This window comes from Paenibacillus prosopidis (assembly GCF_003337375.1).
In the GTDB taxonomy this organism is placed as follows: Bacteria; Bacillota; Bacilli; order Paenibacillales; family Paenibacillaceae; genus Pristimantibacillus; species Pristimantibacillus prosopidis.
In genome coordinates this window covers 184,553-200,205 of record NZ_QPJD01000008.1, presented here as the reverse complement: position 1 = coordinate 200,205, position 15,653 = coordinate 184,553, and the positions used below count along the sequence as shown (strand labels likewise).

Annotated in this window: 13 protein-coding genes; 1 reads left to right on the top strand and 12 read right to left on the bottom strand. The window is 48.5% G+C overall.

Annotated elements, in window-relative coordinates; genetic code table 11:
• Positions 1 to 125: 125 nt before the first annotated feature.
• The 7 genes from DFP97_RS14430 to DFP97_RS14400 all read right to left on the bottom strand — a co-directional run bounded on the left by DFP97_RS14430 (position 126) and on the right by DFP97_RS14400 (position 9,285).
• Complete coding sequence (locus tag DFP97_RS14430) at positions 126 to 1,217, bottom strand: carbohydrate ABC transporter permease (RefSeq protein WP_114380892.1); 1,092 nt, start codon at positions 1,215 to 1,217, stop codon at positions 126 to 128.
• Positions 1,218 to 2,300 (bottom strand): carbohydrate ABC transporter permease, encoded by a 1,083-nt coding sequence (locus DFP97_RS14425; protein WP_114380890.1) that lies wholly within the window; start codon positions 2,298 to 2,300, stop codon positions 1,218 to 1,220.
• Positions 2,301 to 2,384: 84 nt separating this feature from the next.
• Positions 2,385 to 3,719 carry an ABC transporter substrate-binding protein gene (locus DFP97_RS14420; protein WP_245976261.1) on the bottom strand — a complete coding sequence of 445 codons (1,335 nt, stop codon included), beginning with the start codon at positions 3,717 to 3,719 and terminating at the stop codon, positions 2,385 to 2,387.
• A gap of 294 nt (positions 3,720 to 4,013) precedes the next feature.
• A complete protein-coding gene (locus DFP97_RS14415; RefSeq protein ID WP_114380886.1) occupies positions 4,014 to 5,018 on the bottom strand; it encodes a LacI family DNA-binding transcriptional regulator in 1,005 nt (334 codons plus the stop codon).
• 211 nt (positions 5,019 to 5,229) lie between these two features.
• Positions 5,230 to 6,849 carry an ABC-F family ATP-binding cassette domain-containing protein gene (locus tag DFP97_RS14410; protein ID WP_114380885.1) on the bottom strand — a complete coding sequence of 540 codons (1,620 nt, stop codon included), beginning with the start codon at positions 6,847 to 6,849 and terminating at the stop codon, positions 5,230 to 5,232.
• 237 nt (positions 6,850 to 7,086) lie between these two features.
• Complete coding sequence (locus DFP97_RS14405) at positions 7,087 to 8,154, bottom strand: Gfo/Idh/MocA family protein (protein WP_114380883.1); 1,068 nt, start codon at positions 8,152 to 8,154, stop codon at positions 7,087 to 7,089.
• 129 nt (positions 8,155 to 8,283) lie between these two features.
• Positions 8,284 to 9,285, bottom strand: a complete 1,002-nt coding sequence (locus tag DFP97_RS14400) for an MBL fold metallo-hydrolase (RefSeq protein ID WP_114380881.1) — start codon at positions 9,283 to 9,285, stop codon at positions 8,284 to 8,286.
• Between the two features lie 230 nt (positions 9,286 to 9,515).
• Between DFP97_RS14400 and DFP97_RS14395 the strand changes: the two genes are divergently transcribed.
• Entirely contained in the window at positions 9,516 to 10,670 is a 1,155-nt protein-coding gene (locus DFP97_RS14395) for a conserved virulence factor C family protein (protein ID WP_114380880.1), read from the top strand.
• Positions 10,671 to 11,226: 556 nt separating this feature from the next.
• Here the strand turns inward: DFP97_RS14395 and DFP97_RS14390 are convergent.
• From DFP97_RS14390 to DFP97_RS14370, 5 genes are all read right to left on the bottom strand, one after another.
• Entirely contained in the window at positions 11,227 to 12,000 is a 774-nt protein-coding gene (locus tag DFP97_RS14390; RefSeq protein WP_114380878.1) for a Cof-type HAD-IIB family hydrolase, read from the bottom strand.
• Positions 12,001 to 12,134: 134 nt separating this feature from the next.
• On the bottom strand, positions 12,135 to 13,076 hold the full coding sequence (locus tag DFP97_RS14385; RefSeq protein WP_220271162.1) for a sugar phosphate isomerase/epimerase family protein: 942 nt from the start codon (positions 13,074 to 13,076) through the stop codon (positions 12,135 to 12,137).
• A 19-nt stretch (positions 13,077 to 13,095) separates the two neighbouring features.
• Positions 13,096 to 13,866 carry a sugar phosphate isomerase/epimerase family protein gene (locus DFP97_RS14380; RefSeq protein ID WP_114380877.1) on the bottom strand — a complete coding sequence of 257 codons (771 nt, stop codon included), beginning with the start codon at positions 13,864 to 13,866 and terminating at the stop codon, positions 13,096 to 13,098.
• Positions 13,867 to 13,892: 26 nt separating this feature from the next.
• A complete protein-coding gene (locus DFP97_RS14375) occupies positions 13,893 to 14,726 on the bottom strand; it encodes a carbohydrate ABC transporter permease (protein ID WP_114380875.1) in 834 nt (277 codons plus the stop codon).
• Positions 14,726 to 15,637: a carbohydrate ABC transporter permease gene (locus DFP97_RS14370; RefSeq protein ID WP_114380873.1), complete on the bottom strand. Its 912-nt coding sequence runs from the start codon at positions 15,635 to 15,637 to the stop codon at positions 14,726 to 14,728. The genes DFP97_RS14375 and DFP97_RS14370 overlap by 1 nt, the downstream gene beginning before the upstream one ends.
• Positions 15,638 to 15,653: the final 16 nt, after the last annotated feature.

Sequence of the window (15,653 nt, the reverse complement as noted above, 5' to 3'; positions counted from 1 at the left end):
CGCGGTGAAATATAAGCTCGTATAAGGTTCAAATTTATACCTTCTTATATTTAAAAAAAGCAAATGGCGCATGATCGGACTTCAGGTCCTAACGCTGCGCCATTCTCGTCCTTCATCGTACGAACTCAGCCCTTGACCGACCCGCCAAGCAATCCGCGGACGAAATATTTCTGCAAGGCGAAAAATACAGCCAGCGGCATCAGCATCGAGACGAATGCAGCTGCCGTGAGCAGATGCCAATCGTTGCCTCTTGAGCCGACCAAATTCGCAATATTCATCGACAGTACCTGAACTTCCGGCTGGCTGCCGAGAAAGATAAGCGACACAAGATAGTCATTCCATACCCATAAAAATTGAAAAATGCTTATAGAAGCTAACGCCGGCACGGAAAGCGGCAAAATCAGCTTGCTGAATATCGTAAAGTTCGTTGCGCCATCCATAAAGGCCGATTCAAACAAATCCTTCGGAAGCTGGCTTATGGAGGTATACATGAAATACGTAATCAGCGGCAATCCGAATGCGGTATGCGCCAGCCATATACCGAAATAAGTCCCGTTAAGTCCGAGCGCCGTGTAGTCGCGCAAGATCGGTATGAGCGCAACCTGAAGCGGCACGACCAGCAGCGCGATAACGATGACAAACAATGTCTTCCTGCCGGGGAAGCGAAGCCATGCGAAGGCATAAGCCGCAAAGGAAGCGATAAAAATCGGAATGACAGTCGCCGGCACCGTCACGGCAACTGTATTCCAGAACGAACGCGACATGCCGCTGCCCTTCTCCGTCTTCGTGCTGCCGTCAGGCATCTTAATCTCGTACGTCTTCCCGCCAAGCACGGTCTCGTAGTTTTGGGTCGTGAAGTTGGAAATGACCGTCCATTCCTTCTCTTGTACATTGAGAAGCCGAGCCCTCCGGTTTTCCCAAATAAGCCTTTCCCCGCCCTGCTCTACGCCCGCACGCAGCTGATCATCCGTATATGTTACTCCGTTCACTATAATCGGAGCGCGAAGATCGGTATCTTTTGGCAGCTGCAATTGCTCTGTTGTCTGCCAGTCCCGATGGGGCAAAATGTTCCACCACCCAGTTGCCAGAATATCGGCTGCCGGGCGAAACGAGGAAACGAGCAGTCCAAGCGTAGGGATTGTCCAGACGAGACAGATGATGGCTAGCACTGTATTCACGAGCCACTTCGATTTACGGATTCCTTTCCTGCTGCGCATTTAGAAGCCCCCCTCTCTGCGGAACTGGCGCAGGTTAATGACAATGACCGGGATGACCGCTATGAGCAGCACAATCGCCAAGGTCGAGCCGTAGCCTGCATTTTGATACATGAAGAGCTGCCGGTAAAACTGTGTAGCGACAACATCCGTCTCATATTGTCCGCCGGTCATAATCATAACCACGTCGAAAATTTTGAGCGTAAATACGATAATCGTTGTCGTAACCGACAGCAGCGTGCCTGCAATGTACGGAATCATAATTTTAAAGAAAATCCGAACCTCTCCGGCGCCGTCCATTCGTGCAGCTTCCAGCATATCCTCCGGAATACTCTTGATAGCCGCCGAAAAAATAACCATCGCGAACCCCGTTTGCATCCATATGAGAATCGCGATCAGAAACAGATTGTTCCACGGCTGAATCATGCTGAGCCACGCCTGCGGCTCGCCTCCGAATTTCACGACGATCGCGTTCAGAAGCCCGATTTGCTCCTGCCCCGGCTGGTAGTAATAAATAAATTTCCAGATGACTCCGGCGGCTACGAACGAGATCGCCATCGGCATGAATATGAGTCCCTTAGCAAGCTTCTCGAAGCTGCTTCGGTCGGCCAATATGGCGATGAGAAGACCAAGGCTTACGCAAGCAAGCGTCCCGAAAAACACCCAAAGCAGGTTGTTGCGCAGCGCCATCACGAGCAGCCGGTCCGTAAACACGGCCAAATAGTTGGCGAAGCCGACAAAATTAACCGAGCTTGCATCAAAAAAGCTTAAATAAAGAGTCCGCAGCGTCGGGAACACAAGCAGCCATCCGAGCAGCACTACCGCCGGTCCGACAAAAACAAAAGGCAATATTCTCCGCTTCCATTGATCCGGATACTGCTCGACTACCCAATTGAGCGTGTAATAAATGGAGTAGATACCGAATGCGCCCCACGCGACCGCCAGTACCGCCTTTAGAACGGAAGGAAGATCAGAGTCGCGAAAAAACAAAAATATGCACCAGTGAATAGCAATATTCAAGGCCGGCACCAGCACGGATATCAACAGTAGACGCAGAGCATTGCCTTTCCTCGCCTGTAATTCCATAACAAATCCCCTCCTGTCATAACCTATTGAGGGACCGCAGCCCTGCGGCTGGCAGCCCCTCGCCAAACCTAAATCCGTTATCTGTTATTTCCAGCCTGCTTGAATCTCTTTCAATGCAGTATCCAAATCAACGGTACCGCTAACGTAATCGGTCATGCCCTTCCAAAACGTACCTGCGCCAACTGCGCCAGGCATCAAGTCGGAGCCGTCAAAACGGATCGTATCTGCCGTTTTCACGAATTCCGCCATCCGGCGCTCTTGATCATTCGGGTACCAGGACGGATCCGCGTCATTCATCGGCGCTGTTACACCGCCGGTTTGAATCCAAGACTTAAGGGACTCACCAGTCGTGAAAAACTCCATAACTGCGCGAACTTCCGGACGGTCATTGAACATAGCGTAAATATCACCGGAGATCAGCGCCGGTTGACCATACTGCTCATCGATCGGAGGCAGCGGGAACCAGTCGTAATCATCTGCCGTCAGCCCTTCTGGGAAGAAGCTCGTAATAAATCCGGCTTGGCGGTGCAGCCATGCTTTTGGCGGATTGTCAAACAACGGCTTCACTGCATCGCCGAAGGATGTTGTTGCGATCGACTTGCGGCCGCCATACACATAATCCTCGTTAAACCAAATGTCGGACATTTTTTGTGCCGCGTTATTCACGATTGGATCCGTGAACGGAAGCTCGCCTGACACCCATTTATCGTAGTTTTCCGGCGAAGTCGTACGGAGCATAATATCCTCCATCCAGTCTGTTGCCGGCCAGCCTGTCGCCGTACCGCTCTCGATGCCGATGCTCCAAGCCGGATCGCCGTCCTTTGCGATCTGCTCCGTTAATGCCATCAGCTCTGTCCACGTTTTCGGTACTGTATAACCAGCTTCCTCAAACGCCTTCTTGTTATACCAAACTAAGCTCTTCACGCTGCTGCGAGCCCAGACGCCCGCCATTACCTCACCGCTGGCGCCTTCCATCGTAGCCATGTCGAGCCAGCTTTGGTTGTATTGCTTCTTTAAGTATTCATCGTTCAAGAAGGACTTAACGTCAATAACCTTACCGTCTTTCACGAAACCCTTCAGCAATCCCGGCTGAGGGAAATCCGCTATATCAGGAGCGTTTCCGCCATTTACGCGAACTGAAATCGTTGCCTCGAACTCCTTGGAGCCCTCGTAAGCGATATCGATTCCCGATTTTTCTTCGAATGCTTTAATGCTTTCTGTGAACTTCACCTCATCCGCATCCGTAAACGGACCGAACATGGTAACCTTTGTTCCCTTGAATTCACCGTTCAACGCTTTCGCCAATGCGGAATCTCCCGCCGCTTCGTTTGTTGCGCCTTCATTGCCTTGGCCTGCTTCATTCCCCGGCTGATTCGCCGTGTTGTTGTTTTGGTTGCCCCCGCACGCAGTAATGACCATGACAAACGCTAAAATCAGAATAAAGGCGGACAATACTTTCTTTGTTTTTTGGGTATGCACAGACCTCATCCTTTCGAATTTAAAGTAATTCAGTAACTAAATAACACCAGCCTGCTCCAATTGAAACAAATGATTCTGAGCAGACAATATGTATCACCACCTCCTTTAAAGTTCCATTATTTGCTCTTTTTATGCTTCAGCCTGGCTAATACCGTTTATACACCATTAAGAACACGCTTGCAGATTATCTGAAAAGCTTTTCAAATTATCGCGAAAGAGTTTCCTCCTTCCCTCTTAATACGGCCTTGTAGACTCGCGTACGATTAGTTGATGGGGCAGCTTCTCTCTCAGAACGCTAACCTCACCTGTCGTAATGAGCTCATGCAGCTTCTGTACAGATCGGTAACCGATGTCGTAGGTCGGCTGTTCGATCGTTGTCAGCTTTGGAATAAACAGTTGCGCCATACGGATATTGTCGAAGCCAATGACAGATAAATGCTCCGGTACGGATTTGCCAATGTCGCGCAAATATGAAATCGTGCCCATTGCAAATTCATCGGAAGCCGCAAAGATAGCGGTAAGCCCAGGGCAGCGCGTTAACAGCAATGCTGCTGCGTCATAAGCATGCTCGTATCTGTGCTCGGCATATTCCACACACGTCTCGAACGTATTCAGCCCATATTCCCGAAGCGCTCGCCGAAAGCCATCATAGCGCGGTAGACCGGAAATGGTTTCTCCGAGCGGGAAGCCGATCATTCCGATTCGGCGGTGACCCGACTCAATCAAATATTTGACAGCCTCATATGCCCCCTGCTCATCGTCAATGTCAACCGAAGGAATATCGAATTCCGGTGCATTGGTCGACGCCAGGACAAAGGGCAAGCGGTAACGCTGCATTTCCTCATAATATTCCGTATGCAACGCATCGCTGGCAAATACGATTCCGTCTACCTGCTTCTCAAAAAAGTTCTGTACGTAAGTGATCGTCCGCTGCTTATCGCGATCGGTATTGCATATCATCAGGCTGTGGTTCAGCTCAACGGCCGCATCCTGCATCCCGCGGATCAATCCCGCAAAGTACGGATTCTCGATGTCCGGAATCATTACACCGAGCGTATCGGATTTTTTGTATATCAATCCCCTTGCGAATGCATTCGGTTGATATTGAAGCGCCTCAATAGCCTCCAGTACCTTTACCCGCTTCTCCTCTATTACAGTCTCCGGAGCATTCATTACCCGTGAAACAGTGCTTATGGATACGTTTGCAAGTTTGGCGACATCGCGAATAGTCGACTTCATGTTAGCACGCCTTTCTTGATGATAGGAATCGGACTTGTTCACTGATTTATGTTTGAAAAGGTTTTCTGAAAAGGTTTTCAAACATATTATAGCCGCATTCCTTATAATACGCAACCTCTAATTCTAATTATACCGAGACCCTATTTTTCATATAAAAAAGCGCCGGCCCGCAAGGTTTACCTCACAGGTCGGCGCTCTTCATGAATGCGGCTTAAACCGCGTACATTTTCTCGCGAAGCGCCTTCACTTCAGCGCTCTCCAGATATTCATCGTAAGTCATCATACGGTCAATAATGCCATTCGGCGTAATTTCAACGATGCGGTTAGCGATCGTTTGGACAAACTGATGGTCATGCGAAGTGAACAGAACGGTGCAATCCGTATCCGTCAAGCCATTGTTCAGCGCCGTGATCGATTCGAGATCCAAATGGTTTGTCGGCTCATCCATGATGAACACGTTCGCGCCCTCGAGCATCATTTTCGAAAGCATGCAGCGAACCTTCTCGCCCCCGGACAATACGCTCGCCTTCTTCATTGCATCGTCGCCTGAGAAGAGCATGCGGCCCAGGAAGCCGCGAATGAACGTCTCATCCGGATCCTTCGAATATTGACGAAGCCATTCCACCAGGTTCAAATCCACCCCGTCAAAATAAGCCGAGTTGTCCTTCGGGAAATAAGCGCGGGTCGTTGTAACGCCCCATGAATAGCTGCCTGCATCCGGTTCAAGCTCTCCAACGAGCAGCTGGAAGAACACCGTCTTCGGCAAGCCGTTCGGGCCGACAAATGCGACTTTATCGCCTTTGTTAAGCGCGATCGTCAGGTTGTCGATCACTTTCTCGCCATCGATTGTTTTCGTTAAGCCGTCAACAAGCAGCAGCTGCTTGCCCGCTTCGCGCTCCCCTTTGAAGAGGATGAACGGGTATTTACGGTTAGAAGGGCGAATATCGTCAAGCGAGATTTTTTCGAGCAGCTTCTGCCGCGACGTAGCTTGCTTCGCCTTCGATTTATTCGCGCTGAAGCGTTGAATAAACGCTTGAAGCTCTTTAATTTTGTCTTCCTTCTTCTTGTTCTCGCCGCGCATCAGCTGCAAAGCAAGCTGGCTCGACTCGTACCAGAAGTCGTAGTTACCGACGTACATTTGAATTTTGCCAAAGTCGATATCCGCAATATGGGTACAAACCGTGTTCAGGAAGTGACGGTCATGGCTGACTACTACGACAGTTCCTTTGTAATCGGCAAGGAAATCTTCCAGCCAGCGAATCGATTCGATATCCAAGTGGTTGGTAGGCTCATCGAGAAGCAGGATGTTCGGCTCGCCGAACAATGCTTGCGCCAGCAATACGCGAACCTTCTCATTGCCGTCGAGCTCTGCCATTTTCTTATCGTGCATATCAGGGGTAATACCGAGACCGTTGAGCATTTCTGCCGCTTCGGACTCCGCTTCCCAACCGTTCATGTCGGCGAATTCCGCTTCGAGCTCACCGGCGCGCATGCCGTCTTCATCGGTGAAGTCTGCTTTTGCATAAAGCGAGTCCTTCTCCTTCATTACTTCATACAGCTTCTTGTGACCCATAATTACCGTCTCGAGCACAACAAAATCGTCGTATTCGTAATGGTTCTGCTTCAGTACCGCCAGCCGCTCGCCGGGTGTAATATGAACTTCCCCTTGCGACTGCTCGACTTCACCTGACAATATTTTCAAAAAGGTAGATTTGCCCGCGCCGTTCGCGCCGATCAAACCGTAACAGTTGCCTGGCGTGAATTTAATGTTGACGTCTTCGAAAAGCGCACGCTTTCCGTAACGCAGCGTTATTCCGCTTGTACTAATCATTCGTTTAATCCCGTCCTTCACTACAAAATCACTTTATCTCGAACTATTATAGCACAGTATGCTCGGAAACCGAACCTTCTTTTACCTGGGAAGCTGCCTTTCCGCTCATCCGCCAAAGCCTGAAGCACCCACTTCTAGCGACAGTAAAAAGCCTCCTCAAGTGATTAACGGGATGTTATCACATACAAGGAGGCTTCGGCCTTGAGCACCGTTATGAAGTTACAGCGCTATTATTAGTTAATCCCAGTTCAGCTTGACTTCGTTGCCGGAACGGGACGATTCGTATATAGCATCAAGTATACGATTATTTGTATAGCCGGACAACCCGGAAGTAATTGGCTGCTTGCCATCACGGATGCATTCCACAAAATGTCGGCTCATCAGAATACGGTCCTCTTCGCCTTCAAGCGGCGTAATGTCGGTTTCGACAACCTCGTTGTCCGTATGCGTCACATACTTGCCGTTGTTTCCAACGATCGCTACGCCGCCTTGCGTACCCATCAAGTGAATGAATGGCTCTTCCGGTAAAAATGCAGCATGCGCCGCCCAGCTTACCTCCAGCGACAGGGTAGCGCCGTTGTCCAGCTTAATCAGTGCCGAAGCAAGATCCTCTACATCGTAGTAGCCTTCCCAATTCGGCGTTCCCCAACTGCCAATTCCTTGCCGATTTGGGCCGAATTCCGCATAGGTCGTGCCGTATACGGATACCGGCTTCGGATTGCCCATCAAATATAACGAGAGGTCGAGCATGTGTACGCCGATATCGATGAGCGGTCCGCCGCCTGCCTGATCCTTGCGGGTAAACCATGAGCCCCAGCCGGGTATGCCCTTTTTGCGGAACCAGCCCGCTTTCGCGTTGTAAACGTGACCTACATCGCCGTTGTCAATCCGCTGCTTCAATGCACGGCTAAGGCCGGTCCAGCGCATTTGATGCGACATCATCAGTACTTTGCCTGATTTGTCGGCTTGCTCGACGATCGTGCGAGCTGCTTCGGAATCGATTGCCATCGGCTTCTCCAGAAGCACGTGCTTCCCTTGCTTCAACGCCTCGATCGCAAGCGCCGCATGGAACTTGTTCGGTACGCCGATAACAACCGCATCGATAGATGCATCCTCGAGCAACGACTGCGGACTTGCATGAACATTCTGAATGCCGTGCTCCTCTGCGCGCTGCTCCGCAAGCGGCAAATAAGCGTCCGTGACCGCCACTACTTCAATTCCATCTACTTTGCTGAACGTCTGGATATGAATATTACCGATCGCTCCCGCTCCGATAATTCCAAGACGAATGTTAGAATGACTCATGTGTATCCTCCTAAATCGCAATGCAAAAATGGTGAAATACGCATACGCTCAAAAATATGACTACCTCAGTATAACGCTTTTGAATTCAGCAGTCATTGTGCGCATTTGGCTCTCTCTTGTCCTCGTTTGTCATTTGCCCGACAAGCGCCACGTCTCTCCATGGGGCAATACGATAATTCGTTCATCCTCTATGCAGCGTTTGCAGCGTTCTGTCTCCAGCCGGTCAAGCGCTTCGCGCGGCGTATCGTCGGCCAGCTTGAAGGCGCCATAATGCATCGGCACGAACCACTTTGCTCCTGTATCCTCGAACGCCTGAATCGCTTGTTCGGGTGTGATATGCGAAGGCCCCATGAACCATTCCGGTTCGTAGGCTCCGATAGGCATGAGTGCTACATCGATAGGGAAGCGGCGGCCGATCTCCTTAAAGCCTTGGAAATAACCGCTGTCTCCGGCAAAGTAAATCGTCGGCGCAGCTGAAACAATAGGACGTTCAGCCCAAGGTTCCACGACAGATTGACCCTCTACCCGTCCGCTGCGTGATGCCGAGGGCTCCATGACCCAGCCGCCCCAATGCGAGCTGTTCATATCCCATGGATTACGGCGCGTCCAGTGCTGGGAAGGAACGAAGGTGAATTTGACGCCTTGAATATAGGTTGATTCCCACCAATGTAATTCTTTAATGCGGGTAAAGCCCTTCATACGGAGCTTAGTGCTAAGCCCGGCTGGCACGAGCAGTTGTTTGGTGCCGGCCAGCTTGCGCAGCGAATTTATATTTAAATGGTCGTAATGGGAATGAGAAATAAGTACGACATCGATCGGCGGCACGTCATCAATCGGTATCCCCGGCGGCGCCAGCCTTTTTTGGAAGGCCATCTGGCCCGACCAAACCGGATCAGTAATGATGTTCATCCCTTCAAGCTGAATGAGAAATGTCGAATGTCCGACCCAAGTAATCGAGGGCCGCTTTCGATTATTTTGCAAATAGGCGATGTCGGGCTCAACATTCGGAACGGCGAACGAGTAATCCTTCATTTTCAGCCTGCGAATGCGCTCCTGGCGCCACCTCTTGAACTGCTTAAAGGAATTATGCTGCTCAATCGGATTTAAGTTGACAAATCGTTTTAACCTCAACCGTCCTTACCTCCTTCGCTTTTTATCCGTTGCCTCTTTAAGATACCAAGCGGAAGGAGCATAATGCAAATATGTTAATTGCAAAAATTAGCGGAGCCTGACATTCTGTGGCGTTATTCGCATCATAATCTAAAATCAGTTAAACTGAGTTTATCGCAATTTAAGCATAAGAATATGCTTTCGGAGCATGAACGAACTGCACTTCATTAAAATTTTCAGGAGGTTTCCTAATGAAACTCATATCAATAGAGCCAACTCCCAGCCCTAATTCCATGAAGCTGAACGTCGACGAAACACTGCCCCGCGGACGCAGACTGACATTTAAATCGAGCGAAACAAACGAAGCGCCTGAGCCTTTGCGCCAGCTTTTGCAGATTAAGGGCGTACGCAGCTTGTTCCGCACCGCTGACTTTATTGCGCTTGACCGTCTTCCCGGAGCAGACTGGGCTAGCATTTTGGCTGAGGCCGGACAATTGCTGCAAAAGGTTGAAAGTGAAGACAAACAAACGGGAAATGAAAGAGGACTGGCGGCAAGCTTTGGAGAAGCGCAGGTGCTGGTTCAAATGTATCGCGGTATTCCGATGCAGGTTCGTGTGCGGATGGGCGACAGCGAGGTTCGGTCAGCGCTTCCGCCGCAGTTTGGCGAAGCGGTTCAGCGGGCAGCAGGCTCTGCAATGATACGCGAGCGCAAGCTTGAGGAATTCGGTGTCCGCTATGGGGAACCGGAAGAAATTGCGGCCGAAATTGTTCGTGAGCTGGAAGCTTCTTATACAGAGGAACGACTAAACGCTCTCGTTAATGCTTCAATCGAACAAGGCAGCGCTGCAATTGATGATAGAGCCCTGCCGACAGTAAGACCAGCTCCTTTGACATTGGAAGAAGCGCAGGAGCAGTTTGCTTCGCCTGAATGGCAGGTCCGTTATGCCGCCTTGGAGCGTTATTCCGCCACTATTGAAGGTATTCCGCTGCTTGCCGCAGCCATTAAAGATGAAAACACATCCATTAGAAGGCTGGCTGTCGTCTATTTAGGAGATCTTCGCTCGTCGGAAGCGCTGCCGTATTTGTTCGCCGCTCTTCGCGATTCCTCGACGTCCGTCAGACGTACAGCAGGCGACACATTATCCGATCTGGGAGATCACGCTGCTATCGGACCGATGATTGAGTCGCTCCGCGACAAAAACAAGCTTGTCCGCTGGCGGGCGGCCCGTTTCCTCTACGAGGCTGGCGATGAATCGGCTATTGAAGCGCTGCGCGAAGCCGCTAAGGACAGCGAGTTCGAAATTCAGCTTCAGGCTCAAATGGCGCTAGAGCGGATCGAACGTGGCGAGGAAGCGGCTGGATCGGTGTGGCAGCAAATGACCGCAGCCCGCAATCGCGAGCAATAAGTGGATTGTCCCAAAAGTATGCCTAGTTGAGGGGCACCACCTTTATTAGCGAAAATGTGAAGAGGCTATCCCGAAAGTCAATGACCTAGGGATAGCCTTTTCTTAAATAAGTACCTGACTTACCAATATAGCCCTACAATCCCATATCCTCAAAAATGCCAATTTCCGCTCATTTTACTGTACGAAATCCAATGTAGCTCCGCGCTCCACAAACTTCTGCTCCTATCCTGTACGGAATCCAATATAGCCCCCGAGGTAGTCGAACTATGGAGCTAGTGGAGATCCGATTAGCCGAATCCCCTAACATTAGAGGTTAGCGAAGGCGAGCGTTTAGCTATGTTGGATAAATGCAGTAACTTTTAGCTTAAAGGCCTCTGCATGTGCTCTATATTGGATATTACCAATGTAGAGTGCCTAATGAACGCCTTTATCCTCGAAAATACCGATTTTCGCTCATTTTACTGTACGAAATCCAATGTAGCTCCGCGCTCCAACAAATTTCTGCTCCTATACTGTATCCTATCCAATGTAACCCACCTATTCCCTAAATAAAGCATCAAATGACACCAGCATACTTCAAGCCATGGGAAATGCCCTGATCGTTGTTGCTCTTCGTAATAAATTTCGCATGAGGGAATAACTCCTGGTGCGCATTTTCCATCGCTATGCCCATCCCTACATAGGAGAGCATTTCGATATCATTTAAACTGTCGCCGAAAGCGATGGCTTCTTCCGGCGATATCCCTATTTCTTTAAGAATGAGCTCTACTCCCCTCGCCTTAGATGCGCCATTTGGAAGAACATCCATTGCAACCTCATGCCAACGAATAAATCTGAACTCCGGAAAATCGGACAAATAGGAAGCAGATTCATGATCCTGGCAATATAACATTAGCTGATGGACGTCATTTTCTAAGCCTGCATCCGGATCATAGCTGGGGCGTTCCAATTGCAGATAATGAAAGGACTCAACAATATGAGGGTGTTCATCAGCATTTGCATAACAGGCTTTACCGTTCAAAAAGACCAATGGATGCAGGGTTTGCGCCGCAGACAACTCTAATTTTCGTAAAATTTCCCGTTCCAAACATTGCTCATATATTAGCTTTCCTTTATATACAACATAGGAACCTGTAAAGCTAATATAGGAATCGATCTCCAGCTCCTCTAGAATATCCAGAAATTGAAACGGTGCGCGGCCGGTAGCCAAGACGACCTCGATAGCTTGTTCTTTCAGTCTTCGTATCGCATTTTTTGTTTCTATGGATATCTTTTTATTGCTGTCAACAAGCGTTCCGTCAATATCGAAGAAAACAATTTTATAAGACATGTATACCCCCGATGAAACCCTTTTTTATAATATAAGAAAGTATATATTTGAACCATATACGATGCTTATACTTCACCGCGAAACGAGCTTTTGCCGCCAAGGACGGCACCAGCCGTTTACGCTAGTTAAATGAATTAACTTTCTATTAAAAATGCTTCTCTCTCTCTAAAGTAGGTCACCGATTTTCGAACCAAAGCATCCAGCCGTTCTTTATCCGGTTTGCCGTACATGGCTGGATACGGATCTCCTCCCGGACCGAGCGGTTCAGGCGTAACAAACCGTCCTTCCTGATTGAATCCGATCAGATATAGAGCCATAATAATCGTATCCAGGTCCATATGTCCATCGCCTAATGCGCCGCGGTTGCTGTCAGCCAAATGCAGATTGACTAATTGGTCTCCTGCTTGGATTATGGCTTCGCCGATATGGGTTTCTTCCACCTGCATATGATAAATGTCCCCATTTATATGCTGAATACCGGGATGATTAACTTCTTTAATATAGGCTTGGGCCTCAGCTATGGTATGAACAAGGGAAGTTTCGGCCGCCCGGATAGGTTCTATTGCGGTTTTAATGTTCCAATTGTAAAATTCATCCGCCACGATTTGAAGAGTTTCGATGCTTCTAGCCCATTCCATGTCGTCATATTTCTGGGGCCTGCCAACGGCCGCCGGTACTACCAATAAGTACTGACCTTTTACAGCGGCGGTAAACTCGGTTTCCCGGCGAATGTAATCAATCGCTTCTTGCCGGTGACGGGCAATGTTGCTCGAAAGGTCGTTTTCACTGGAAAACATACCGCAAACACCCGAAACTTCAATACCCCAGTCCTGTAACACCTGTATGACTTCATCCGATCGGTATCCTAAATTCGGACCATAATGATTGCCATGGAGCTCAATGTATTTTACGCCGTATTTATTTAACCGTTTGGCCGTATCAACTAAGGATTCGACGCCGAATCCCCAGTTGCTCCACGACATGTTCAATCTATTTGCGAAGCGTTCCGGATGGTTTTGCTTTAATTCCCGAAACCTATTTTTAATTATCTCACTCTTTTGTTCGTAGTTTTGCATGATTGCTCCCTCACTTTCTTTAGGCCAGCTCAAGCAGCTGTACATACTTCCTCGTCATTTGCTCTAAATCCTCACCGATGATAGGAAACTCAATTACACGGGGAAGATCTTTCGAAAAATAGCGCAGTACCTCCCGCCACTCCGCATGTTCATCTTCAGATAACGGTGCCGCTGCTTTCTTGCCATTCCGTTCCTCAGACCATTTAAAATGCACATATACAACGTAATCGGCAAGTATTTCGGCAGCCTGACAAATATCCTCTCCGGCCCAAAGCCAATTTCCTACATCGAATGTCATGCTGACAGGAATTTGCTCCTCTGCACAATCATCGAAGAAGCCGCGCAATATTTGCGGATTGCCTCCGTGATTGCTTTGTTCGTTCTCTACCGTTAATTGAATAGGAAGCTTAAAGTAGTCAGCCTTCTCCAGACAGCGCCGAAGAGCCTTTAGATCCGATCTGCCCGGAACATACGTTCCAAGCGTCGTTTTCACATAAGATGCCCCTACCTGCTTTCCTTCCACTAGCGTTTGGTATAATTGCTCCTCGTTTAAATCTCCTTCAGGCGACCATATTTCTACGGAAGCGGATATTGCGCAGCGCAAAGCGTTTGCCTTCAATACTTCTCTAAGTTCATCAAAAGGCGGCTCCTCTTCAAGAAAAAGCTCGCGGCGGACTTCGAATCCGGCTGCCCCGGAGCGTGCCCCGAGTTCAGCTAAATAAGATTGTCCCAGCTTTTGCACCAATTCAGCACCATATACCGATGCCGCTATGAATATTGACGGTTTCATGTGTTTCTCCTCCTCAAATAAATCGGTTAGCCTTTAATTCCTGTTGTCGCAATGCCTTCAACAAAATAGCGCTGCGCTAAGAAGAAAATGATCAAGCATGGGACAATGGACAGAACCGACATGGCCATTACCTGGTCCCAGTTGGAAATGGAGGATGTATCGAGCGACATCCTTAGTCCCAAGGAAATCGGGTATTTTTTAACGCTGTTGATATAAATTAAAGAGTTGAAAAAATCATTCCATGTCCAGATAAACTGAAATACCGCAGCGGATACTAGCGCCGGTTTGCTGAGCGGCAGCAAAATATGGGTTAAAATCTTAAAGGAATTGCAGCCGTCCACTACCGCTGATTCATCCAAATCGCGCGGCAGGCCGCGGAAAAATTGAATTAACATAAAGATAAAAAATGGATAAGTCGCGAACATGGAAGGAATGATAAACGTCCAATAGGTGTCCAACCAGCCCAGGTTGCGAAACAGCAGATAGCTCGGAATAATGATGACGGCATTCGGAAGCATCAGAGTCGCAATCATCAAGGAAAAAAACAGGTTTTTCGTCGGAAACCGAAAACGGGCAAAACCGTAAGCCACGATAACACTCGATAAGACAGTCGCGATTACAGTCGGAACGACAAGCAAGAACGAATTGGTAAAAAAGGTATTAAAGCCGAACTGCCCACTGCCCTTCCAGCCGTTAATATAAGAAGTGATGACGAAGCGGGAGGGAATCAGATTTACCGTCGAGAAGATTTCGGGCAGCGGTTTAAACGACGCGCTAATCAACCAGATGATCGGATAAATCAAGATAATGCCGAATATCGTCAAAAAGCTAAGCCTGCCCATACGAATCAGAGATGTCATCAGAATTTTCCTCCATCCTCGTAATGAGTCCAGTATTTCTGGGATTTAAATGCTATGACCGTAAACAACATAATAGATAGGAACAGGATCCAGGAGAGCGCTGACGCATAGCCCATTTTGGCAAATTGGAACGCATCTTGATAAAGCTTTAATCCAAATAAATAAGTGCTGTTCAGCGGCCCGCCGTTCGTGATCAGAAAGGCTGCGGTGAACTCCTGAAACGCATTGACCGTCTGCATAATAAGATTGAAAAATAGTATCGGTGTAAGCAATGGAAAAGTAATGCTGAAAAACATGCGCAGCTTCGATGCCCCGTCAATCGTTCCCGCCTCGTATAAATCTTTCGGGATTTGCTTCAGACCGGCCAGAAACAGTACCATGGATGAACCAAACTGCCAAATCGAAAGCAAGCTGATTGATATCAAAGCCAAGGAAGGAATTCCAAACCAATCAATGGCCGGCAGCCCCATACCCGTAATAAACTGATTGACAACGCCGTCTTTCGTGAACATCGAACGCCATAGGATAGCGATAGCTACGCTTCCGCCTAATATTGACGGAAGGTAGTACAGCGTACGGTACACCGAGATGAATTTCATATTCACGTTCAGAATAACGGCAATCAGCAGCGCAAAGGCCAGCTTTCCAGGTACGGCAAACAAAACATAAAGCAATGTGGCTTTGAGCGCCGGGAAAAACAAGGGGTCTTTCGTAAACATATAAATGTAATTGCTCAGTCCAACAAATTTTTCAGGCTTCAATAAACTGAAATCGGTGAATGAATAATATAAAGAAGCAAGAAACGGATACATCTTGAATACCAAAAGTCCAATGATGAACGGAGATACATATAGCAATCCTATCCATTGCCTGTTATCTGAGTTTCTAAAAACGATCCCTAGTTTGTTCATAGTTTTTCCACCTTAG

What these genes read in the sequence shown, in the direction of transcription:
- DFP97_RS14375 (WP_114380875.1), bottom strand. Translation starts at nt 14,726, where the DNA reads ATGACATCTCTGATTCGTATGGGCAGGCTTAGCTTTTTGACGATATTC.
- DFP97_RS14395 (WP_114380880.1), top strand. Translation starts at nt 9,516, where the DNA reads ATGAAACTCATATCAATAGAGCCAACTCCCAGCCCTAATTCCATGAAG.
- DFP97_RS14420 (WP_245976261.1), bottom strand. Translation starts at nt 3,719, where the DNA reads ATGGTCATTACTGCGTGCGGGGGCAACCAAAACAACAACACGGCGAAT.
- DFP97_RS14405 (WP_114380883.1), bottom strand. Translation starts at nt 8,154, where the DNA reads ATGAGTCATTCTAACATTCGTCTTGGAATTATCGGAGCGGGAGCGATC.
- DFP97_RS14390 (WP_114380878.1), bottom strand. Translation starts at nt 12,000, where the DNA reads ATGTCTTATAAAATTGTTTTCTTCGATATTGACGGAACGCTTGTTGAC.
- DFP97_RS14415 (WP_114380886.1), bottom strand. Translation starts at nt 5,018, where the DNA reads ATGAAGTCGACTATTCGCGATGTCGCCAAACTTGCAAACGTATCCATA.
- DFP97_RS14380 (WP_114380877.1), bottom strand. Translation starts at nt 13,866, where the DNA reads ATGAAACCGTCAATATTCATAGCGGCATCGGTATATGGTGCTGAATTG.
- DFP97_RS14430 (WP_114380892.1), bottom strand. Translation starts at nt 1,217, where the DNA reads ATGCGCAGCAGGAAAGGAATCCGTAAATCGAAGTGGCTCGTGAATACA.
- DFP97_RS14385 (WP_220271162.1), bottom strand. Translation starts at nt 13,076, where the DNA reads ATGCAAAACTACGAACAAAAGAGTGAGATAATTAAAAATAGGTTTCGG.
- DFP97_RS14425 (WP_114380890.1), bottom strand. Translation starts at nt 2,300, where the DNA reads ATGGAATTACAGGCGAGGAAAGGCAATGCTCTGCGTCTACTGTTGATA.
- DFP97_RS14370 (WP_114380873.1), bottom strand. Translation starts at nt 15,637, where the DNA reads ATGAACAAACTAGGGATCGTTTTTAGAAACTCAGATAACAGGCAATGG.
- DFP97_RS14410 (WP_114380885.1), bottom strand. Translation starts at nt 6,849, where the DNA reads ATGATTAGTACAAGCGGAATAACGCTGCGTTACGGAAAGCGTGCGCTT.